Here is a 22,723-nt window from a genome sequence, read left to right as displayed (position 1 = left end):
GGCCTAGTTCTCTCTGATCACAACTTGGTTTTTACCCTGTTGTTTGGCCTGATACATGGCTTCATCAGCGAGCTTAAGCTGCTCGGTGATGGCCATGTGAATGCTGGCTTGGGTGACATAATTGATGCCGATACTCGCAGAGACGGCAAAGTTTTCATTCCCGAGTTGACAGGGTTGGGTTAAGGCATCAAGTAGTTTTTGCGCCAGTGAATTAAGCGTATTAATATGTTGGTAGTTTTCTAATACCAAGACAAACTCATCGCCCGCCAGTCGCGCCGCCAAGTCACTTTGGCGGATATGAAGGCGCAGGCGTTTTGCTGTCTGTTGTAATAAATAATCGCCAGCATCATGACCGTAGGTATCATTGACTTGCTTAAACCCATCAAGATCCAAAAAGGCGATGGCGTAATTCAATCGCTTTTGTTGGTGCTGGGATTGTGTTTTTGCCAGCCTTTTCATCAGGTTTGCTCGGTTTGGTAAGCCGGTAAGCTCATCATGTAAAGCCATTTTTTCCAGCTTCTCAATCTGGTAACTTTCCCGCAAATCGGCAAATTGTAAAATGTTGTATTCTTTGTTGCCTTGCTTGTCGAAGATCGCTGTATAGTTGATTTCAAAGGGGATAGGTTCACCTCCTAGGGTGATGTCTTCTTTTCCGTGCCAGCTTTTGGGTTGCGCTAAGATGCTTTCGATAAGCTGAAATTGCTGGGCATCCGTAATCAGCTGCTTAATATCACCGCGCAGTTCATTGCTGCCCAGTTGCTCTGTTAATAAGGACTGCATGGCCGGATTGACCATTTGAATTTGATGGCGGCGGTCTAAGATCAGTACGCCGTTGCGATTGGCTTGGAACATTTTAGCGGCCAGTTGAGTTTGGCGAGCAGACGTAATTTCACTGGTGATGTCTTCTAACGCAAGCAGTAACTGACTGGCATGACCAACTTGACTTAATCGCGTGGCGGTATAGCGCAAGTATTTAGTTTTATTCTTACTGGTTAAGGTGAGCTGGCTACGGTACTGGCTTCGCTCACCACTAAAAATCAGATCTAATTGTTCCTTATGATCCAAAATTTGCGGAATAAATTCAGGTAAAAAGAGGTCGATAAAGTCATCTTCATTATCTTCGATGAGATAGAAAAAAGCTTGGTTTGCCCTTTTAATACAATAGGTTTTATCCAGTACCACTAAGCTATGCTGGACTGCTTCAATGATGGTTTCAGCAAACACCTTGCGCTTTTCGAGTTGAGCCATGGTTTCGCTTTGGTAAGTTTCTTTGGCTTTGACATCTTGTAGTAATGCTTCAAAGTCACTTTTAAACAGGGCCAAGGTGTAGTGCTTTTGTGCCTTAGTATGAAGGGCAAACTTGGGGTTAAAGCTTCGCATTAATGCGGCTAGCTCTAAGATAAAGCGACGAAAATATTGATAGGGGCGGCGCATAAATAACAGACAAATGAGGCTAAACAGCAGGCTTAACGCAATGCCGATGTAAATGCTTTTTTGAGCATGCAACACTAAGGTGCTAAAACTAATTTGAGTGTAAATATAGCCATTGACTCTTTCTTCAAAGGTAATTTCTTGTTTTAGCCAATACTCTCGGGTCCAAGGCCTAAGGTGCGTGTTCAAACTAGGCGGTGTGGTTTTTTGGTTAAATGGCCAAGAATGAAGTTGATTGAACTGATGGTCGAAAATGACCATTTTTACGACGCGTTTATCATTGGCTAGGTTATTGGTTAAGTTTACCACTTCACTGAGCTTTCCCTCAGCTATAAGCTGCCCTAAGCGGCGAGCAACCGCTTGGTATTGATGGGTGTAAGTCTTAAGTTGAAAACTTTGGTTATACTGAAGTTGATACAAGGTAAAAAAGCCACTTAAGCACAGCATAAATGCGCAGACAATCAGGGCCGGCAGCCACTTAGATGTTAAGTTAGGTTCGCGGTTTACGCTGTTGATTTGGCCCACATTTGTTCCCTTGGTGATACTGTCATGTGCTTATTGGTTTGTTGCCGGTGCCACGTGCACGCATTTATTTGCTATGAAGCTGACTTTATCGCTATTAAATCACGAGTATCAAGGCATTTTTGTGCTGATGAGCGCACTTTCACCGCTTAAAGCAGGATAGTATTAAGATTGTGAATAGCCGCAATCATGGATTAACTGAGGCGAGCGAATGAGCAGATACGAAAGACAGTGAAGTCACTCTTCATCATTCAACATGGCTTAGGCAACACGCTATTGTGGTGGTTTCTCGGCTCAGGTTGCGTGCTCATCGTTTAAACAATAGAGCCTGTCTATTTAACCTAAGGGGGTTAATATGAAACAAAAGCTGTCACAAGATCTTGAGCATTTAGATAATGCTATCAGAAAGGCGTTTCCTGCTGATGAGTGTACGGTTTCAAATTTAAGGCAGGTTGCGGATGAAATTGAATTGGCATTACAAACGGGGAAGACACCGCAGCAGCAAGTGGCGGAACAACTCGAGCAAGAAATGCTGAATTTTGAGCAAGCTCATCCCCAAATAAGTTCAGCAATTAGAAATATTATCAATACCTTAAGTGGTATGGGGATCTAGCTCAGAAACGCGAGTTAGGTGCTTTTGTAGAGCCTGTAATGTCGCCGGGTTTGAGCATTCAAGGCTCAAGGTGCTACAACTAGGCTCAGGGCTTAAGTGCAAACAAAAGTAATCCTGACCATGAGACGCGCGCGCGATACCGTTGGCGGAATAGCCAACGGGCTCAAACAGCCAGTCATCAATTAAGTAATCGACTTGCAATGGCTCTAATTTCAGCAGTTGGCGCAGTCTGGCTTTATCTTGACTTGAAGATAACAACTGAGTTTGCCAATGTTGAGGCAAAGGAGTGAGCTGCCAATGTAACGCTGGCGCCAAGGATCTGGCCAAGGCATGTTGGTAATGGAGGTGATGCTTGCCTATGGTGAGGTTTTCGAACAGTTGAGACAGCCTAGCTGCATCGTCACTAAATTGGCTAAGTTGCTGCGCTGGATATTTCTCTTTTTGGCGTTGAAAACTCAGTACTTGGACCGCCTCGGCTGAAAAGTGGTTAATCAAGGCTAAGGCCGTGTTAATCAGGGGGCACAAGCCACAGGTAATGAGAATGATGCGGTGTTGAAATACCAATAGGCTCGATTCCGATAACAAATAGGCATGGACGTGTTGACCGCGGACATGAGATAAAATGGTCGCCGCGCAATAATCTAACTGCTGCTGCCAAAAATGGCTTGGTAGCCGCAGCAGGTTAATCTTACTATCAAATTGAATTTCTAAGCGCTTTTCAGCGGCTTCAAAGGGGCTAATCAGTTTCATGCTAGGTGTTAAATATACCAGAAGCGGATGAGACAATGGCCCACTATACTTGTTTAATCGGTTTTTTAACATGGCAAGAGGGGCCTTGTGGGATGTTTTCGTTGCTGGTGGCCAGCACTTTTAATGCCCCATTGCAGGCCTTAATCATTTGAGATACTTTGACGCCGAGCGTGGATAGCGGAGAATATTTTTTCTGCATCAAGCAGCCTGGCGTAGCGCATCAGGTCTTTTTCATTATCGAGAATGTAGTCGGTTAATAGCTCTTGAGTGTGAGCGAATAGCTCATCCCCTTGCCAAGGTTTTGCAATATAAAAGTCGAGGCCACCGCGATTCAGGGCTTCAACCGTGTCTTCTAGCCCTGCTTGGCCAGTGAGTAGTACTTTTTTGGCTGCTTTGTATTCCCCTTGTTGCTGTAGCTCAATTAAAAAATCGACTCCTTTGGTACCGGGCATTAAGTGATCACACAATATCAGTGCTAAGGTTTGCTGGTTTTGCTGGCTTTCAGTTAAAAAGTCTCTGGCCTCATCAACACTTTGTGCGGCTTCCAAGTCAAACAGCTCACTTAGCCCGTCGAGGTCAGCCAATACGCTGTCTAGCACTTCTCTTTCGTCATCGACACATAAAATGATGTATTTATTCATTGTGACTCCTGTAGATTTTCGGCTCTCGCTCTTTGTTTGATAATGGGATTGATAACAGGGAGGTAAACATCGAAACGGGTAAAATGGTTCTCTTCATCGGTACAGCTGGACACCGTGATTTCTCCGTGGTGGCGTTTAATTATCTGTTGGCACACGGTTAACCCTATGCCTAAACCAAAATTACCTTCTCGTTTAGTGGTGTAGTTTAATTCAAATATCGCCGCCTGCTTGCTTTTGGCTATGCCAGGTCCGTTATCTTCTACGCTGACGCAGATATAGTCGCGTTGGTCCCGTACTAAGCTGGATGTCGATATTTGAATGGATCCTACTCCCTGAGTCGCATCAATCGCATTGGCGATCAGGTTAGTCCAAATTTGTTGTAACTCGATTGGATGACACTGCACTAAAGGGATGGATTGATACGTTTTGATCACTTCATAGGCTTTGAGTTTGTTCTCAAAAATCACGAGGGTTTCTTCTATCCCCTCATGGATATCGGCAAATACGGCTTGCTCGACATCTTGCCCAGCATAATGCTTTAACCCTTTGACTAAATCAGCGATGCGTTTAGCGCAGACATCAATACTACGGAGAAAATTACCCACCAGATAATAGTTATCCAGCATCTTTATGCTTTGACCCATTTCCGATGGATTGGATTTGGCAAAGTGTTGGTGGAATTTTTCTGGGCTATCAAGCTCCATTTGCACCGCTTTTCTCGCCAGCGCATTATTGCCAAATAAGGGAATAGCTGCCTTGGTGCGTTGGCGGATCAGCGCTGTCGATAGCGGTGTGATTTTCATGGCGTGATTCAAGGTTGTGGCGCCAAGTTGACGGGTTTTGATATCTAAATCTTGATCAAGCAGAAAAGGGACCTTGGTTTTTAAGGTATCGGTACCACGCAATATGGCGGCAACGGGATTATTTAACTCATGTGCTATGCCTGCGACTAACTGACCTAAGACCGCCATTTTTTCTGTTTCCACGAGTTGGGCATGAGCGGCGTCGAGGGACTGTAAAGTGGATTGCAGTTTGAGCTTAGTGATAATGCTCCCTTGCAAGCGTCGGTTAAAATTGCGCAGTAACAAGTGGGTAAAGGGACCAAGTAACTCACTATTGGACTTCATTAAGGTCGCAAACTGGTTTTTCTCGAGTTTTATCACCTCGGTTTCGGTTAAGGTGATACTGGTGGTAAAAGCGGGCTCGCCAGTGATAAAGGACATGCCGCCTACCATGGAGCCTGAGCGCATGACAGTGACTTCTTGCTCGCCTGAGTTTGGGGTGGATTTTTTTAGTTGTACCTCACCTTTGGCAATAAACCAGAGTGCATTATTGTGTTCACCTTCGCGGGTTAGCAGATGATTCTTGCTGTAATTGCGGCACACATGCTGTTCGTCGTTTTCTTTAAATACACGATACAGGGTATTGATAACGAGCGCAGAAAGCTCTGTGTCAGAATAGAGCCCATAGTCCAAGAATTGAGTTTGCTGTGATGGATTGAGGGAAGGGGGGGAAGTCCCTCCTAGCAAGGTTTGCAGCTCTTGGGTTAGCCCTTGACGCTGCCTGAGAAAGTGGCAAAGTAACTGATTGATTTGGTGCAGCTGTGTATCGCTGATATTTCCTTCTAAAACTAAGTCCACTCGAGCCTGGTTGATCAAGCAAGGTAATAAGCTGAGCTCACTTGGTGTTAAAACGAGTATCGGGGTTTCAGGGTGTTGTTGAGCGTGTTGGCTTAATAAGGTTAGCGTGCTGCTCGTTAATTCGGCAACAATGAGAGCAATGGCCGAAGGGGAGAGCTCAGCTTGCTGCCAATGATGGTGATCTCGATATAACCGCAAATTAAAATGCGAGCCCAGTACCGCTAGGCTGCTTTGCAGCAGTAGCAACTGCTCGGGATCACTGTGCACACACACTAGCTCATATCGCGTCATAGACACCTTCTAAAACAGAATATTTTTTATTATATAAACAGTTATTATGCTTTTACTTGAGCTAGGTGGTAGTTTTTACATTTACTGTATCCTCGGCAAAGACCTCCGATTAGGTATGTTAGGTAAGCCCAGCGCTGCTTTTGGCTAAGCTTATCGGAGACACCTTTGATTACTCGAGAATTAATAACCTCGATGGGCTCACACTAACAACATCATCACACTGTACATAATGATTAAACCACTGGTGCCTATGATTAGGCCCGTTTTTAGTAGGTCATTGGTGGCGATAAACCCAGTCGAATAAGCCAATGCGTTGGGCGGTGTACTGACGGGTAAGATCATGCCTAATGAAGATGAAAAAGCGACAATGACCAGCACAGGAATGATGCCTAACTCAGATTGGCCTGCTGCGCCACTGCTCATGGTGGTGGCCACGGCAGCAGCAATCGGCATGAGTAAGTTGGCCGTCGCGGTATTAGACATAAAATTAGCCATCAGATAGCAGGTCAATGACAGGCTGATAATGACCAACCATACGCCCATGTCAGCAAAGTTAAGGCTTTGAGCTAATTTCACGGCTAATCCGCTCTTATCGAGGGCCATGCCCATGGCAATCCCTCCGGCGACTAGCCAGAGTACGTCCCAGTTAATCAGTTTGAGATCTTGCTTGGTAATGACGCCCGTTAGGGTGAAAACGGCCAGAGGAATAATCGCCACCACATAGGCATTCATGCCGTGAAGCTGAGTGGTTAACCACATCAGGATTGTCATGGCGAACGTAACATACACCACCCAGGCTTTAGGTGAATGTAAGAATTTTCCAGCTAGCTTTAATTCCATATTCTTGTTTTTTGAAGGGTACAAATAACCTAATAAAAACCAAGCAAGGGCTAACTGAACACAAACAAAGGGCAATCCTACCATCATCCATTGGGCAAAACTGACCGCACCTTCAGGTAGGTATTGCAGCGCGATGGCATTAGGTGGCGTGCCAATAGGGGTTGCAATGCCACCGGTATTCGCGGCAATGGGAATGGCTAACACTAAGCCTTTGGAACCGAGATCGTTTTCGGGCGCACATGCGATAATGGGGCCCAAGATGGCGAGCATCATGACGGTCGTTGCCGTGTTGCTCATGAACATGGAAAAGACTGCCGTGATAAGCATTAAGCCGAGCATCACGTATTTAACTTGATGACCAAATGGCTTGAGTAATACGCGGGCAAGATTCATATCCAGATCGTATTTAGAAGCGGCAATAGCTAAGGCAAATCCCCCCATAAACAAGATGATGATAGGAGACGCAAAGCTGGCGAAAATATCTTGGTAGGGGAGCAACTGACCAAGGTTAACCTCAGGGGGCTGCGTCACGAAGATAGCTAGCCCCTGATCGGACAACATCACCACTTCTAGGGTAATAATAAGCAAAGAGGTCGCAAATACGGGGACGGGTTCAAATACCCAGAGTAAGGCGGCCAATAAAAAGATAGCAATAATCCTATGCTGCACTAGGGTGAGGTCCGGCAAGGGGAGCACATGACTGGGCAGGGCTAGTACGGCAAGAGGAATTGCAAAGCAAATCAGCATTGGAAACCATTGTTTTAGTTTCATTTTAATCGCCAACAAGAGGATAGATAAATAACTCTAACAATTTATGGGGACACGTTGCTTTGCTTTAGAGCACAGTTTTACCTTGTGTGGCTAATTTTACTGGCCCGCTTGATATTGATATCAAGTTGAGGGTTGTTAATGATGATATTGGCTTCTTTAAAGGTCTTATCAATCGCGCTGTAAACTTCATGTTTAATGGGCATTAGGTTGTCACTGTCGTTAACAAAGACGCGACATTCAAACTGTTTGATGCCATTGCTGTAACCGACAAAATAAGCTTGAGGTTGTGGTGTCTCTAACACCAATGAGCAGCTGCCCATGGCTTTAAACAAGGTGTTGGTGACGGTAACGGGATCGGAGTCGAATGTCACGCCGACATGAATAATCACCCGCACGATAGGGTCGGATAATTCCCAGTTAATAAATTGCTCGGTGATAAATGCCTTGTTAGGAACGATGATTTCCTTACGATCAAAGTCAACTAAGGTGGTTGCTCGGGTTTTTATTTTACTCACTGTCCCTGTTAGATCGCGGATCGTGACGGTGTCGCCAATGCGAATGGGTTTTTCAAATAAGATCATTAAACCCGACACGATATTGGCAAAAATCTCTTGTAAACCAAAGCCCAGGCCAACCGTGAGGGCGGCCGCCAGCCATTGGGTTTTTGACCAATCTATCCCCATAAATGAACACCCTACAGTGACGCCAATGATGATCACTAAATATTTCGCTATGGTCGTGATAGCAAAACCGGTACCGGGAGCGAAATCAATGTGTTGCAGTATGAGCAGCTCTAATGCGCCGGATAAATTTTTAACCACGACAAACATGGTCCAGAGACTAAAGATGGCAAAGATGAGATCTTGCAAGGTAACAGGATCGATAATGTCTTTACCATTGAGGCTGGAAGACGAGTTCCAAACGGTCACACTGTCGAGAAATGAAAAAGCAGAATAGACTTGTGCCCATAGGTAAATCATCAATAACGCGTAGGATAAGTACAATAACGTACGCAATAGGCCAAGGGATTGGGCACTGATGGTATCGAGATCGATTTCCGGCTCTTCAATATTATCAAATTGTTCTACGCGCGTTTCTGGCTCTTCCTCTTCTTTTTCACGCTGTGCCAGTATTTCAGCTCTTCTGGCTTTTGCTCGCTCGAAGGCTAAACGCCGTTTTTGAATGAACATCCAGCGGTGTATTAAATAATAAGTTAATACAAACAACATCATAATAAACACAGAGAACTGAAACTGGTTTAATAAGGCGTTAGCGGTATAAAAATAGCCAGATAAAGCCATCACACAGTTAAGTATGTTTACCACGATCAGTAACGGCATCACGACGTGATGCAAAATATGAGGATTCTTGCGGTTGGTGTTGCGATACGTCAGTGGCAATTTAGCCACATACACATGCCAATAGAACATGGCTAATGCGCAGTTGAGCGTAATAAAAGCGAACAAGCCAAGACTGTTATAAATTGGTTCACCTTCGTAATGGCTGGCAAACGAGTAAATGCCAAAGGCTGGCAAGGCAAGCATCACCATGGCGCGAAACTTGCGGTATTGCTGTAAAACCAATTGTTCCTGCCATTTAAAGTGGGCGATGAACAAACCATGAGGGCGGGCAAGGTTTTTGATGATCAAAAACAGCCATAAACCCAGTGAGACATTGATTAAGGCTGAGCCGAGATTTTGCGCAAATGGGTATTTCCAACTGGTTAATAGCAAGTGAGCCAAGCTGAACAGCAGCGCCGGAACGGGTAAGGCGAGCAAAATAGAAACTAGGACATTGTTGAAGGTATAGCTGATTTTATCTTGTGTGACCTTACCGACCCGTTCAGCGGTGTTTTTCAGGTAATGGCGAAAGTTACGATTCGAGAAGATCCAACAATAAATTAAAACAATGAAACCAATGGCATAAGCAATGCCGTCTGTGTGTATTTTGTCCTTGATTGCGAGTGGGATTTGTTGCGTATTACTTTGACTCAGTAACCAAGAGGTTGCAACCAAGGTATCGGAAAATAGATTGGTACTGATGGCTTTAGTATTGGGGATCCAGAATAGGTACTGGTTTGCTATGTCCTGTATCTGGTCTATTTTTGCGGTCATTTGGCTGTAGCTGACCTTAAGCTTAGCTTGCTCATAAATGTAGTTTTCAGACAGGGTAAGCAGCTGCGTTAATAGTTGTTTACGGGTTTCTAATAAGGCCCTGATTTCTTGTTGCTCTGCGACAGAAAAGGTGTGATCGGCTTCTTTTATGTAACGTTTTTGAGCGACAGATATGTTATTCAAGCCTTCTAAGGCTTGTTGGTAGTCATACTTCGCTAGCCGAGTGGAGACGATATTTTGCTCGGTTGCCTCTAATGGTGGGGCTTTGGGAAGCTGGCTAAGGCGCGTTCTTAAGTGTTCACCAAAGGCACTGGAGACTTTTAACCATTCTACTTGTTCGCGAATATTATCGACCGCTGTATTGATTTCATCCATTTGACGATCAACACTGGATTGGACTTCAAGTGACTCATCAAGTTGCTTGGTGAGAGCATTTAAGTTATCGCTATAGATTTGATTATCTTTGAGCAATTGATTGAATAAGGGTGAACTTGAAACAGATTGCTGAGCCAAGCGTTCACCTCTGGCGATAGCTGATTCGGCGGCTTGCTTCAAGCGTGCGTTGACGTCTTGCTGCAAGTGATAGATAAAGTTTTGTAGGTCAATGATTTGTTTATCAAGTAAGTCGATATTCAGACGATAGATTTCATAGCGATTACCCGCACTAATTTGCTCCAGCTCAAGCGCCAATATTTGATTAGATAGGGCTGACTCATTCACTTGCGTCAGCACAAGCTTAGCTTGTGATACCTTGTCGCTATCGGTGTCAAAGGATTGAATATCGAGTTTATGCTGTAACGAAACCAATTCGCTTCTTAATTTGTCAATGGTTTGCTGAAAGCCTGATACTTGTTTTTCTATTTCATTGACTAATCGCTTTTTGTCTTCCTTTGTTTGCTGTAAGGCGAGCAGTTGTGAAGTACGCAGGGCAAGCTCTTCTTCTAACGCTTTTTTTGACCATTGATTGGTATCTGGAAAAGGGGTGCTCTGATATTGTTTAATTTGCTGTTGAAGTTGGGCTGATTGCTGGGGGAAGTTATCCATTAACGTTTGATAACGTTTTGCTCGATCACTGTGTAGCTTGGACTCGTTTAAGAAAACAATGGTTTGTTCATATGTATCGATGAGGGTTTGATTGTCACTCGACTCTGGTTCACTTTTTAAGAGTGAAATTTTGTTTTCTAATTGCGCGACATCGTCGTCTTGAACGACATCATCGTTGGCAATGACACTAAAGCTCAGAGCGAAAAAAAAACAAAAGAATAGGTGAGTAAGGTTCAAGATAATGCCCTCTGAGTATTTAACCTACTGATATTAGCACAGCTATCTGTTTATTTTGGCGAGATTTTTCGGCTTTTATACGTCTCATAACAGGCGCCACTAAGGATCAGAGCCCCGCCCAAAATGGTTTGCCAGCTGGGCCATTGCCACAACACTAGGATAGCGAGTAAGGTGCCATAAAAGGGTTGTAGACAAGAAATCAGCGCTACGCTTGAAGCGCTTAGGGAGCGTAACGCGTTAACGAGTAAGGCGTGGGGCAGAGCGGTAAACAAGGTGCCGAGCAACAACAATAACGCCAAATTATGACCACTTGGCCATTGCCAAGACGTTGTGTCTGATAGCCATGGCATTAAAGGTAACAATAATAATGCGCCGACCAAGGTTTGATAAAACATGGTTTTGGTGGCGCTATACTGGCTAAATTTGTACTTGTATAACAGATTGCGCGCCGCAAATAAGATGGCAGAGAACACCCCGAGTAAGATGCCTGACCCCACATCGCCTAGGGGTTCGCTAATCGGCAGCATAATAATGATCCCCACCAACACCACGAGAGCGCACAGTACATCGCGCAGTTTGGGAAGTTGACGTAATAGCAAGGGCTCAATCAATACGGTGATCACCGGATAGGTATAAAGCGCAATCATACCGGCGGCCACACTTGACCATTGCATGGCATAAAAATAGGTAACCCAATGGGTGCTGACCAAGATGCCAAGGGTAATGGCAATCAGATAATCCACTGCGTGCTGTAAACGAAAGGATTGCTTGGTGATGGCAAGGACGAGACTGAGTAAGGCGAATGCCACCATGCAGCGATAAAAGGTGATATCAAGTGCCGGAAGTGACACCAGTTGTGAAAACAAGCCGGTGCCAGCTAATAGGGCTACAGCAATATGAACCGAGAGTAAGCCATTAGCGGGCACGTGTTTTCCTTAAATGTTACGGATAGTAAAAAGGGCAATTACTTGTAAGTTGCGAACACTTCACCAAGGCGAGTGGGGGCGCCTGGCGTTAAGGTTTCGGCAAATTCCAGCGTGTCCTTTGGAAATAGCGCGACGATGGTACTACCTAGCTTAAAGCGGCCCATTTCTTGGCCTTTTTCTAAACGTATGTCTTGATTGCTGTAATCCCAGACTTGCACTTGCTTGCCGTTGGTGGGGGCAACTGTGCCGGCCCAAACCGTTTCGATGCTCGCCACTATGGTAGCACCGACTAATACCATGGCCATCGGGCCTTTTTCGGTCGAGAAAATCGCCACAACGCGTTCGTTGCGAGCAAAAAGGTTCGGGATATTCTCGGCGGTGAGAGGGTTTACCGAGAATAAGTCGCCGGGTACAAACAGCATTTTTTCTAGCTTGCCGGCAACTGGCATGTGAATGCGGTGGTAGTCTTTTGGTGCAAGATAAATGTTAGCAAAGCTGCCTTCATCGAAGGGGGCGACATCAAGATCAAAGCCGCCGAGTAATTCACGCGCGCTGAAATCATGGCCTTTCGCTTGAAAAATACGGCCTTGAGTGATCTGACCTACTTGGCTGACTTTGCCATCAACCGGCATGGCGAGTTGGTTTTCTTCGGCAATGATGGGGCGAGCGCCTTCGCGTAATTCACGAGTGAAAAAGTCATTGAAGGTTTTGTAATGTGTCGGATCGCTATAGCGCGCTTCTGCCATATTGACTTGATATTTTCGAATGAAGGTTCGAATCAAAAACGTGGTTAGGCCACCTGCTTCGGCGCTGGCTAATTTGCCCAATAGACGTGAAATAAGGTGTTTAGGGAGCAGGTATTGGCCCGCGATTTTAATTTGATCTAACACGAAATTTTCCTAAATAAATAACGCTTGGCCGCAGCGACTTAGAAAGCGGCGGCCGAGTCGGTTTAATTAACGTTTATGCTCAGGGATCACCCGAGTTGGTTTGTTTTCTGCCATGGCATCGGTGATACGAAGGTAGCTTTGATACCTTAATGGGTGGATCTTACCATTTTCTACCGCTTCAACAATGGCGCAGCCGGGGTCTGATTTGTGTTTACAATCACGAAATTTACAAGCGCCAGTTAAGGCGCGTAACTCAACAAAACCATCGAATATTTGTTCGGGCTCTAAATGCCATAGTGCAAATTCACGTATCCCCGGGCTGTCAATTAAATCGCCACCGTGAGGAAAGTGATAGAGGCGCGCGGTTGTTGTGGTGTGCTGGCCGAGCCCTGAGTTTTCCGATACTTCCCCTGTCGTCGCCTCTACTTGTGGCATCAAGGCATTGACTAAAGAAGACTTACCCACGCCAGATTGACCAACAAAAATCGATGTTTTGTCTTTTAATAGCTCTTGAATGGCTCCTAAGCCGTTACCATCTTGGGCTGAACTGATGAAGACTTGATAGCCTAAATCGCGATAGATTTGCAGTCTGGTGTCGAGCTCGGCGAACGCCTCTTGGTCAAGTAGGTCGACCTTGTTAAGCAAGATAACGGGGTCGATACCGGTTTCTTCACACGCGACTAAATAGCGATCGATAATGTTAGTGGAAAATTCAGGCAGCACGGCCGATACAATAATGATCTGGTCGATGTTAGCGGCGATGGCCTTAATGCCATCATACATATCTGGTCGCGTTAATACACTTTGACGCGGATGCACCGCTTCTATGATGCCTTGATCTTGCACTGTGCTGGGGCGCCAAACGACGTTATCACCGGCGACCAAAGACTTAATTGAACGCCTTAAGTTACAGCGTTGAATTTGGCCATGCTCATCTTCAATATCTGCGTGTTGGCCAAAGCGGCTGACAACCACCCCTTGAATCGGTTGGCCAAACAAGGATTCGTCTAACTGCTCGGTGGCGGTTGTTTTTAATCGCTTGGCTTGGTTTGCTCTGACTCGCCGAGTTTGGTTATTGCTTAAGCGCTTTTTTTTGGCCACTTGATACCTTTACTTTGTCTCAAATCTTAAACAGCGTATGATACAGCTATTATGATTAAATTACTGCAATTAAACAGGTAGACAATAATGAGCATAAATGAAAACAATCTTGTGTGGGTAGACATGGAAATGACCGGCTTGGATCCAGAGCAACACAAGGTGATTGAAATTGCTGCTATTGTCACGGACAGTGAACTTAATATTTTGGCCGAAGGCCCAGTGATCGCAATCCACCAACCCCAAACCGAATTGGACAAAATGGATGATTGGTGTACCAACACTCATACTAACTCGGGCTTAGTGAAGCGGGTTCAAGAAAGCCAATATTCGGAAGCTGACGCCGTCGCCATGACGCTTGATTTCCTTAAGCAGTGGGTGCCGGCAGGGGCATCGCCTATGTGTGGAAACAGTATCGGCCAAGATCGCCGCTTTATGGTGAAGCACATGGCCGAGCTGGAAGCCTATTTCCATTATCGCAATATTGATGTGAGTACCATCAAAGAGCTTGGCCGCCGCTGGGCGCCTGATATGGTTAAAGCGTTTAAGAAACAAGGTACTCATTTAGCATTGGATGATATTCGTGAATCCATTGGCGAATTGGTTCACTATAAGCAACACTTTTTCACTTTTTAACCACTTCGCTGGTTTTATAAGCAAACGATTCAAGAATTGAAAAAAGACTTGCATTGAAACGAAAGCTCCCTATAATTCGCTTCCCGTAGGCAAATGGCACTACTGTATTGGTGTGGTTTGATTACGATGAAGCGGTACTAGCTCAGCTGCCGTATAAAGAGTCGCGACCTTGGTTGTGATAACTTATAAAAATGAGTTAAACATGAAGCGGTACTAGCTCAGCTGCTGTATAAAGAGTCGCGACCTTAGGTTCGATGATTTATAAAAATGAGCTAAATGTGAAGCGGTACTAGCTCAGCTGGTAGAGCGCGACCTTGCCAAGGTCGAGGTCACGAGTTCGAACCTCGTGTACCGCTCCAAATTTACGACAGAGCTTAAGTCTTAAAAATTAGCTAATAATGAAGCGGTACTAGCTCAGCTGCCGCGTAAAGAGTCGCGACCTTTGGTTCGACGATTTATAAAAATGAGTTAAACATGAAGCGGTACTAGCTCAGCTGGTAGAGCGCAACCTTGCCAAGGTTGAGGTCACGAGTTCGAACCTCGTGTACCGCTCCAAATTTGCGACAAGCTTAAGTCATAAAAATTAGCTACTAATGAAGCGGTACTAGCTCAGCTGCCGTACAAAGAGTCGCGACCTTGGTTGAGATGATTTGTAAAAATGAGTTAATCATGAAGCGGTACTAGCTCAGCTGGTAGAGCGCGACCTTGCCAAGGTCGAGGTCACGAGTTCGAACCTCGTGTACCGCTCCAAATTTACGACAGAGCTTAAGTCTTAAAAATTAGCTAATAATAAAGCGGTACTAGCTCGGTTGCCGTATAAAAAGTCGCAACCTTAGTTGTGATAATTTGTAAAAATGAGCTAATGATGAAGCGGTACTAGCTCAGCTGCCGTATAAAGAGTCGCAACCTTAGTTGTGATAATTTGTAAAAATGAGCTAATAATGAAGCGGTACTAGCTCAGCTGGTAGAGCGCAACCTTGCCAAGGTTGAGGTCACGAGTTCGAACCTCGTGTACCGCTCCAAACTCCTACCCCTATTTTCTACTCCTACGCAATACCCTATCCAATATTAAAATTTTTACCTTCGAAGCAGTGCAGCAAAATATTAGCTTCAACTATCAACTTATCTTGATGACAAAAAAGGCGGTCAAAGCCACCTTCTGATCTCTTATTGAAGAATTGAGCTATTTTAATTCACTCTGAGCAAATAAAGCCGCGCCAATAATGCCTGCTTGGTTAAGGGACTGTGCTGGGATCACCTCGGCATCCGTTTCAAGCTGGTGGGCAAATTTTTCTAGTTTTTTACTGGCTCCGCCACCAAGAATAAAACAGTCTGGTGATAGTAAAAATTCTAATCGTTGTAGGTATTTGTTAAACCGTTTTCCCCATTTGTTCCAGCCCAGTTCTTCTCGTTTTCTCACTGAATCGGCGGTGTAGTGCTCGGCAACCATGCCTTCTAACATTATGTGGCCGAGTTCGGTGTTGGGTAACAGTTGTCCATTGGTGAATACCGCCGTCCCTAAACCTGTGCCTATGGTAATCAATACCACGACTCCGGTTTTACCTTGGCCTGCGCCAAAGGTAAATTCCGCCATGCCTGCGGCATCTGCATCATTGACCACAAAACAGGGGCAGTGGGTACGCTCGCTAAACAACGCGGCTGCGTTGGTATTGATCCAGCTCTTGTCGATGTTAGATGCGGTTTTAGCTACGCCATGGACTACGGTCGCGGGAAAGCCACAGCCTACCGGACCTTGCCAGTCAAAATGGTCAACCAATTGCTTTAATGTGTCAGCCACGGATTCTGGCGTTGCTGGTTGCGGAGTTGGAATACGGTGACGTTCAGTGACCAGTTCACCTGTGGTTGTTTCTACTATGGCACCTTTGATGCCAGAGCCGCCAATATCAACACCTAATATTTGCATTAGTTTTACCTTTATTACCTGTTTTTGTCAGCATGCCTTGGCACTCTTGATTAAACAAGAGAGAGGCTGCATTTGAAATGCTTAAGTTTGAGCTTAGTCGAATAATTAATGGCGCGAGTTAAGCGTCGCGAGGGAGGCCTTTTTCGATACTTCTAATTAATCGTTGTGTTTTTTTGGTCAGCATTAAATCAGCCTTTTGTTGCTGTTGTATTAAAGCCCATTGAATATGTTCAGCAACCATGGTTGATTCGCATTGCCCTAGTGCGATTTGCAAGCGGTCAATAATAGCTTGATCGTGTGGTGCGTTGCCTAGCGCAACAGCCAAGTTTCGTTGCCAGCGTTGATAGCCAATGCGGCGAATGGGGGAGCCTTGTGTTTGCTCTAAAAATTCGGCTTCACTCCAGTTGAATAAGGTCAGTAGCTGCTGCCCTTTGAGTGCGGCGCGGGGCATGAAGTCAGCCTCATTGGTTAGCTTGGCATAACGATTCCAAGGGCAAATCAATTGGCAATCATCGCAGCCGTAGATGCGGTTGCCTATCAATGGACGAAATTCAACGGGGATCGCGCCCTGCAATTCGATGGTGAGATAGGAGATACAGCGCCTGGCATCCACCACGTAGGGCTCTACGATGGCTTGTGTTGGGCAAATCGTCATGCAGGCGGTGCAGTGACCACACTTTTCTTCGACGCCTTGGTCTGTGGGTAAGGGGATGTTGACCAACAGCTCACCGAGGAAAAACCAAGATCCCGCGTGTTCATCTAACACTAGCGAATGTTTACCGACCCAGCCTAAACCCGCATTTGCGGCTAAGGGGCGCTCTAAAATCGGTGCTGAATCGACAAAGGGTCGATAGTCCAGCTCTGGCACACTTTGCTTGATTTTTTCGCCAAGTTGTTTTAGCCGTTTACGTAAGGTTTTATGGTAATCACGACCCAGAGCGTAGCGACTAATGTAAGCGATATCGGGCTGTTTTAAATCCTTGGCAAAGCTCGCATCGGGCGGCAAATAATCCATTCGCGCAGAGATGACTCTAAGGGTGCCGGGGTGAAGTTCATCGGGACGGGCGCGCATCATGCCGTGGCGGGCCATGTAGTCCATTTCACCGTGATAGTTAGCATCCAACCATTGCTGTAACTCGGGTTCATGGGCTGACAGGTCGATATCTGCAATACCGATCTGAGCAAAGCCAAGCTCGCGGCCCCATTGTTTAATATCATCAGCAAGTTGGACAAGATCGAGAGTGGCCATAGAAACACAGTTACCAAAGTAAAGTGAGAAGTTTATCACAGTCGTTAGTGTTGCCGTAGATTTGATGTAGTAGTAGGGCCTATTGACCTTTCGCGGTTAATTTTTGTTCGAGATAAAAGCGTTTTGGGCAAGGCGAGCAGTGTGTAACTTAGCATTCTAAGTAAATACGGCTCAACGATGATCAAAACGCTTTTAGCCGAATCCACAGGACAGCGTTTGTTGGTCATTTCTACTGCGTTAGCGCCTTTTCGCGTAGGTTACTATGCCACAAAGTCGCTGCCTTGTATAAATACCCAACAAATCGCTGCAAAAACAAGCTCAAAAGGTCAACAGGCCCTAACAATGAGAGATAGGTTAAAACCTGCTGTTATTTTACTCGCTTGAGCCCTTTATTATATGTGTGGCTCTAAGGTATAGTCCCATGTTGATGCCCATGGGTCAAAGGGCGCCTTGTTTTGGCCTGATTGTTGAATTTCTGGTTCATTTAAATGTTTAAAGCGATTCTAGTAGATGATTTAGCCACTGTTGAGTTTGGTCGAAAGCTAAGCCAATGTTGCGAACAGGCCAGTTGTATCTTCCTTTATGGTGATTTAGGCGCGGGTAAGACAACCCTTACCAGAGGCTTTGTTCAAGGGTTAGGGCATCAAGGTAAGGTGAAAAGTCCGACTTATACTTTAGTTGAGCCTTATGAATTACCCCAATGGCAAGTATTTCACTTTGACCTTTATCGTCTTGGGGATCCAGAAGAGCTGGAGTTTATGGGGATCCGAGATTATTTCAGTGACACGAGCCATTGTTTAATTGAATGGCCAGATAAAGGGCAAGGTGTGTTGCCTGAGCCTGACTTGCGCATTGAGTTAAAATACAGTGGCGAGCAAAGGGAAGTTGAACTGATTTCTTGTTCGACTGTGGGACAACAGATTATCAGTAATTTAGAGTCAATTGAATGAATAAGCTTCTAACACTGCTGTGTTTGTTAATTGTGAGTGTGAACGCATGGGCAAGTGAGTTACAAGGGGTCAGGATTTGGCCTTCACCCGACAGTACACGGGTGGTTTTAGATTTAAGTGCTGCGCCCAAACATGACTACTTTTTGCTAACTAAGCCAGACCGTATCGTGGTCGATATTCATGGTCCTGCCACCAAGTTTGATTTTACTAAGGTCAAAAACACGAGCCCACTGCTAAAAAAGATCCGAACTAGTACACCAAAAGTGAAAGGGACCTATCGTTTAGTCTTCGACCTGCATCAAGCAACCAAGCCTGTGGTGTTCTCCTTAACACCGACTAAGCCTTATGGTCATCGCTTGGTGTTAGATTTACCCCACGGTAAGGCTAAAGCTGTGGTTAAAGCGCCAAAACAAGTCACCGCCCCTGATGTGCAGGGTGAAAGGGACATCATTATTGCGATTGATGCAGGCCATGGGGGTGATGACCCCGGGGCACTTGGTAAACGAACCTATGAAAAAAATGTAACCTTAGCCATTGCTAAGCAGGTGGCCGCATTAATCAATCGCCAAAAAGGGATGAAAGCGGTCTTGATCCGCACCGGCGATTACTTTGTTAATTTGAATAAGCGCTCGGAGATCGCCCGTAAATCCCAAGCCGATTTATTAATTTCAATTCATGCTGATGGCTTTCATAACCCCAAACCAAGAGGTGCATCAGTATGGGTATTATCGACGCGTCGAGCAAACTCTGAAATTGGTCGCTGGATAGAAAAACACGAAGAGCAATCGGAGCTATTAGGTGGTGCGGGTGAAGTGATCAAGCAAACGGATCAAGACTTGTTCTTAACTCGAACCCTACTCGATATGTCGATGGATCATTCTATGAATACCGGCTATGGGGTGGCTGTTGAGGTGCTTAAGGAGTTGGGGAAGGTGACTACTTTGCACAAGAAGCGTCCGGAGCACGCCAGTTTAGCGGTATTGAAATCGCCTGATATTCCGTCATTACTGGTTGAGGCTGGTTTTATCACAAATCGACAAGAAGAAAACTTGCTACGCACCTCTAATCACCAGAAAAAAATTGCCAATGCCGTGTTCGTTGGAGTGAAGCGTCATTTCGAAAGTAACCCGCCCGTAGGCACTTATTATGCCTCCATTGCTGCTAAATCTCATGTGGTGCAACGAGGTGAAAGCCTGTCTGTGATCGCTAAGCGTTATGGTGTCTCGGTGGCACAACTTAAGCGCGCGAATAACCTTAAATCAGATCAGGTTCGCGTTGATCAAGAACTTAAGATCCCCAGTAGTTAATTATGCCCATTCAAATCCTGCCTCCTCGCTTAGCTAACCAAATTGCAGCTGGTGAGGTGGTTGAACGCCCAGCCTCCGTGGTTAAAGAGCTGGTGGAAAACAGCTTAGATGCGGGTGCCACTAAGATCGATGTTGAATTAGAAAAAGGGGGCGCCAAGCTTATCCGTATCCGTGACAATGGTTGTGGTGTGGGTAAGGAAGAGCTGGAATTAGCCCTGAGTCGTCATGCGACCAGTAAAGTGACTTGTTTAGATGATTTAGAAGCCATTATTAGCTTGGGCTTTCGTGGCGAAGCGTTAGCCAGTATCAGTTCCGTATCACGGTTAACCTTCGCCTCTTGCACGCAGGCGCAGCAACAGGGATGGCAAGCCTATGCGGAAGGGCGTGATATGGCCGTTCAACTGCAACCGACAGCGCACCCGGTTGGTACCACAGTTGAAGTGGCTGATTTGTTTTTTAATACCCCTGCTAGACGCCGGTTTTTACGTTCAGAGAAGACGGAGTTTGGCCATATCGAAACCTTGATCAAGCGTCTTGCTTTGAGCCACTTTAAGGTTCATTTTACCTTGAAACATAATGGCAAGATGGTGAAAAATTTTCGTCCAGCCTTGTCTTTAGCTCAACAAGAAAAACGCGTGGCAGCAGTTTGCTCCTCGCAGTTTATGCAACACGCGTTGGCCATTAATGCAGAGCATGGCGACTTGAAACTATCCGGCTGGATCGTTGAGCCCAGTGGCGCAAGGGCTCAAAACGATGTTCAGTATTGTTATGTTAACGGGCGTATGATGCGCGATAAGCTCATCAATCATGCTATAAGACAAGCCTATGCCGATAAATTGCCCTCTCATTTATACGCGGCATTTATTATTTATATCGAGTTAAGCCCGACTCAAGTGGATGTCAATGTGCATCCTGCTAAACACGAAGTGAGGTTTCATCAAGGCCGCTTGGTGCATGATTTTATCCTGCAAACCCTAAACGATGCGTTGACTGCACAGCCAAGCGCGCTGAATCATGGCCTAGACACGAGTGAACAGGCTGGCTCTACCCATGAAGCAAGCCCGGCTGACGCCTTTAAGCTCCCAGACCAAGGGGGCCGTCAAGTGCGTGAAACTCAGGCCCGGGGTGTCAATCATGGCTATAAAAGTAATGCGGTGCTTGCAGATGCTGATGGTCAACTCTCCCATCACAGGGACGACCTGAAGCAAAATGCGGGTCAATATTCTCCTCGGTCGCCATTGTTTTCATCCACAAAGCAGGCTTTGGCCCAATCCGTATGGACGCAGAGTCCGCCAGCTCATGGGGCTGAAATAGGGGGGTCGACTTTAGCCCAAGACGTAGCAACGAGTAGCGGGCATTTTGGCGCCTCGCTGCATTTGGTGGATGAAAAATATTTATTGCTGCAAATACAAGGTAAGTTACAACTGTTATCGCTCCCCAAGGCATGGCAGCTCTTGGTTTACCGTCAGCTATTGGAATACTTCCAACAACAAAGTGTTTCACAGCCGTTATTATTACCCGTCGCCATTAAGGCGGGCGAACATTTGGTTGATGTAGCAAACTTTCATCAAGCTAGCTTGAATAAATTAGGCTTGCAGTTGAAAACACAGCATGGCGACACCATTATAGTTTGTCAGGTGCCGCCACAAATGCGCAATTTGCCACAAACCGACCTAGTTGTGGGGTTATTACAGCAATTAGCACCACAAATGAGCGAACTTCAAGGCCCGCAAGTAGACTATATATGCGATTGGTTGGCACAACGCATGAGCGAGCTAAAACAAGGGTTTGAATGGCAAGAAGCGCAGCAATTACTGATTCAACTTGATAAACGTTTAGGGCAAGCGCTACCACGTTATCAGGCTGAGCTGATGCGCCCAGTTGATTTTGCAACCACAATAAAGAGTTTTGACGTTGAATAATACGGATCCACAAGCGATATTTTTAATGGGGCCTACGGCCTCGGGGAAAACGGATTTGGCGATTGAGATTGCCAGTCGTATTCCTTGTGATGTGATCAGTGTTGATTCAGCACTCATATATCGCGGAATGGATATTGGCACAGCTAAGCCCACCGCTGATGAGTTGTCTAAAGCGCCTCATGGTTTGATTGATATTCTGGATCCCAGCGAGTCCTACTCGGCTGCTGATTTTCGCGCCGATGCCATTGCCTTGATGGATAAAGCGGTCGCTAACGGTCGTACACCTTTATTGGTAGGCGGTACCATGCTGTACTTTAAAGCCCTATTAGAAGGGTTATCACCGTTACCGCAAGCCGATGCGCAAGTTCGAGCTCAGATAGAGCATGAGGCGCAAACCTTAGGTTGGGGCGTATTGCATGATCAGCTTAAAGAGATAGATCCGGTTGCCGGGCAGCGAATTCATCCCAATGATCCGCAGCGTTTGTCACGGGCACTGGAAGTATTTCGAATCACGGGGAAAACCTTAACCGAATTAACCCAACAAAAAGCGCCACCACTACCTTATCAGGTACATCAGTTTGCCTTGATGTCCGATGATCGTCATACCTTGCACCAACGTATTGAAACTCGTTTTATGAAGATGTTGGATGCGGGTTTTGAGCAAGAAGTTAGGGCGCTTAAGCAACGGGGTGACTTGAATTTAGACCTACCTTCGATGCGTTCGGTTGGCTATCGCCAAATGTGGCAATATCTCGATGGGGAACTAAGTCACGAAGAAATGGTCTATCGAGGTGTAGTTGCGACTCGCCAATTGGCGAAGCGACAGATAACTTGGTTGCGGGGGTGGCAAGATTTGGTCGTACTTGAGCCTGGCGCTAGAGAAAATATTGACAAAATTGTACAAGTTATTGGCTAGATTAAATAATC

At 45.7% G+C, this 22,723-nt stretch carries 17 protein-coding genes and 4 tRNA genes; 10 read left to right on the top strand and 11 right to left on the bottom strand.

The window, feature by feature from the left end; genetic code table 11:
- Nucleotides 1-3 precede the first annotated feature (3 nt).
- Nucleotides 4-1,956: a diguanylate cyclase domain-containing protein gene (locus K6Y21_RS21375; RefSeq protein WP_233070421.1), complete on the bottom strand. Its 1,953-nt coding sequence runs from the start codon at nucleotides 1,954-1,956 to the stop codon at nucleotides 4-6.
- A gap of 352 nt (nucleotides 1,957-2,308) precedes the next feature.
- Between K6Y21_RS21375 and K6Y21_RS03845 the strand changes: the two genes are divergently transcribed.
- Nucleotides 2,309-2,566, top strand: coding sequence for a DUF4404 family protein (locus K6Y21_RS03845; protein ID WP_233070420.1), 258 nt, complete (start codon nucleotides 2,309-2,311; stop codon nucleotides 2,564-2,566).
- On the opposite strand, the gene K6Y21_RS03840 is transcribed toward K6Y21_RS03845, so the two are convergent.
- The 8 genes from K6Y21_RS03840 to rsgA form a co-directional block, all read right to left on the bottom strand.
- Complete coding sequence (locus tag K6Y21_RS03840) at nucleotides 2,546-3,316, bottom strand: S-adenosylmethionine decarboxylase proenzyme (protein ID WP_233070419.1); 771 nt, start codon at nucleotides 3,314-3,316, stop codon at nucleotides 2,546-2,548. The genes K6Y21_RS03845 and K6Y21_RS03840 overlap by 21 nt on opposite strands.
- Nucleotides 3,317-3,456: 140 nt before the next feature.
- Complete coding sequence (locus K6Y21_RS03835; protein ID WP_233070418.1) at nucleotides 3,457-3,957, bottom strand: response regulator; 501 nt, start codon at nucleotides 3,955-3,957, stop codon at nucleotides 3,457-3,459.
- Nucleotides 3,954-5,888: an ATP-binding protein gene (locus tag K6Y21_RS03830; protein ID WP_233070417.1), complete on the bottom strand. Its 1,935-nt coding sequence runs from the start codon at nucleotides 5,886-5,888 to the stop codon at nucleotides 3,954-3,956. The genes K6Y21_RS03835 and K6Y21_RS03830 overlap by 4 nt, the downstream gene beginning before the upstream one ends.
- A gap of 198 nt (nucleotides 5,889-6,086) precedes the next feature.
- Complete coding sequence (locus K6Y21_RS03825; RefSeq protein WP_233070416.1) at nucleotides 6,087-7,499, bottom strand: SLC13 family permease; 1,413 nt, start codon at nucleotides 7,497-7,499, stop codon at nucleotides 6,087-6,089.
- Between the two features lie 77 nt (nucleotides 7,500-7,576).
- Nucleotides 7,577-10,894, bottom strand: a complete 3,318-nt coding sequence (mscM, locus tag K6Y21_RS03820; RefSeq protein WP_233070415.1) for a miniconductance mechanosensitive channel MscM — start codon at nucleotides 10,892-10,894, stop codon at nucleotides 7,577-7,579.
- 50 nt (nucleotides 10,895-10,944) lie between these two features.
- Nucleotides 10,945-11,820 carry a DMT family transporter gene (locus K6Y21_RS03815; RefSeq protein ID WP_233070414.1) on the bottom strand — a complete coding sequence of 292 codons (876 nt, stop codon included), beginning with the start codon at nucleotides 11,818-11,820 and terminating at the stop codon, nucleotides 10,945-10,947.
- A 38-nt stretch (nucleotides 11,821-11,858) separates the two neighbouring features.
- Nucleotides 11,859-12,710, bottom strand: a complete 852-nt coding sequence (gene asd / locus K6Y21_RS03810) for an archaetidylserine decarboxylase (protein ID WP_233070413.1) — start codon at nucleotides 12,708-12,710, stop codon at nucleotides 11,859-11,861.
- Nucleotides 12,711-12,776: 66 nt separating this feature from the next.
- Nucleotides 12,777-13,811, bottom strand: a complete 1,035-nt coding sequence (gene rsgA / locus K6Y21_RS03805) for a small ribosomal subunit biogenesis GTPase RsgA (RefSeq protein WP_233070412.1) — start codon at nucleotides 13,809-13,811, stop codon at nucleotides 12,777-12,779.
- An 87-nt stretch (nucleotides 13,812-13,898) separates the two neighbouring features.
- Between rsgA and orn the strand changes: the two genes are divergently transcribed.
- From orn to K6Y21_RS03780, 5 genes are all read left to right on the top strand, one after another.
- Nucleotides 13,899-14,444, top strand: coding sequence for an oligoribonuclease (orn, locus tag K6Y21_RS03800; RefSeq protein ID WP_233070411.1), 546 nt, complete (start codon nucleotides 13,899-13,901; stop codon nucleotides 14,442-14,444).
- Nucleotides 14,445-14,727: 283 nt separating this feature from the next.
- Nucleotides 14,728-14,803 (top strand) — tRNA-Gly (locus K6Y21_RS03795).
- A 120-nt stretch (nucleotides 14,804-14,923) separates the two neighbouring features.
- Nucleotides 14,924-14,999: transfer RNA gene (locus tag K6Y21_RS03790), tRNA-Gly, on the top strand.
- A 119-nt stretch (nucleotides 15,000-15,118) separates the two neighbouring features.
- Nucleotides 15,119-15,194 (top strand) — tRNA-Gly (locus K6Y21_RS03785).
- Nucleotides 15,195-15,390: 196 nt separating this feature from the next.
- Nucleotides 15,391-15,466 (top strand) — tRNA-Gly (locus tag K6Y21_RS03780).
- Between the two features lie 161 nt (nucleotides 15,467-15,627).
- Here the strand turns inward: K6Y21_RS03780 and ppgK are convergent.
- Nucleotides 15,628-16,368, bottom strand: a complete 741-nt coding sequence (gene ppgK, locus K6Y21_RS03775) for a polyphosphate--glucose phosphotransferase (RefSeq protein ID WP_233070410.1) — start codon at nucleotides 16,366-16,368, stop codon at nucleotides 15,628-15,630.
- A gap of 118 nt (nucleotides 16,369-16,486) precedes the next feature.
- Entirely contained in the window at nucleotides 16,487-17,617 is a 1,131-nt protein-coding gene (gene queG, locus K6Y21_RS03770; protein ID WP_233070409.1) for a tRNA epoxyqueuosine(34) reductase QueG, read from the bottom strand.
- 488 nt (nucleotides 17,618-18,105) lie between these two features.
- On the opposite strand from queG, the gene tsaE reads away from it, so the two are divergent.
- From tsaE to miaA, 4 genes are read left to right on the top strand one after another with little or no spacing between them, the layout of a single operon-like run.
- A complete protein-coding gene (tsaE, locus tag K6Y21_RS03765) occupies nucleotides 18,106-18,567 on the top strand; it encodes a tRNA (adenosine(37)-N6)-threonylcarbamoyltransferase complex ATPase subunit type 1 TsaE (protein ID WP_233070408.1) in 462 nt (153 codons plus the stop codon).
- Complete coding sequence (locus K6Y21_RS03760) at nucleotides 18,564-19,874, top strand: N-acetylmuramoyl-L-alanine amidase (RefSeq protein ID WP_233070407.1); 1,311 nt, start codon at nucleotides 18,564-18,566, stop codon at nucleotides 19,872-19,874. Before tsaE ends, K6Y21_RS03760 begins: the two co-directional genes overlap by 4 nt.
- A gap of 2 nt (nucleotides 19,875-19,876) precedes the next feature.
- The gene (mutL, locus tag K6Y21_RS03755) at nucleotides 19,877-21,796 is read left to right on the top strand and encodes a DNA mismatch repair endonuclease MutL (protein ID WP_233070406.1); all 1,920 of its coding nucleotides are present in this window, start codon (nucleotides 19,877-19,879) and stop codon (nucleotides 21,794-21,796) included.
- Nucleotides 21,797-21,821: 25 nt separating this feature from the next.
- Nucleotides 21,822-22,712 (top strand): tRNA (adenosine(37)-N6)-dimethylallyltransferase MiaA, encoded by an 891-nt coding sequence (gene miaA / locus K6Y21_RS03750; protein WP_233070643.1) that lies wholly within the window; start codon nucleotides 21,822-21,824, stop codon nucleotides 22,710-22,712.
- Nucleotides 22,713-22,723 lie beyond the last annotated feature (11 nt).

It is taken from the genome of Motilimonas eburnea (assembly GCF_021295345.1).
GTDB classification, from domain to species: Bacteria; Pseudomonadota; Gammaproteobacteria; order Enterobacterales; family CBDFNC01; genus Motilimonas; species Motilimonas eburnea.
This window is presented reverse-complemented; position numbering and strand designations above follow the sequence as displayed.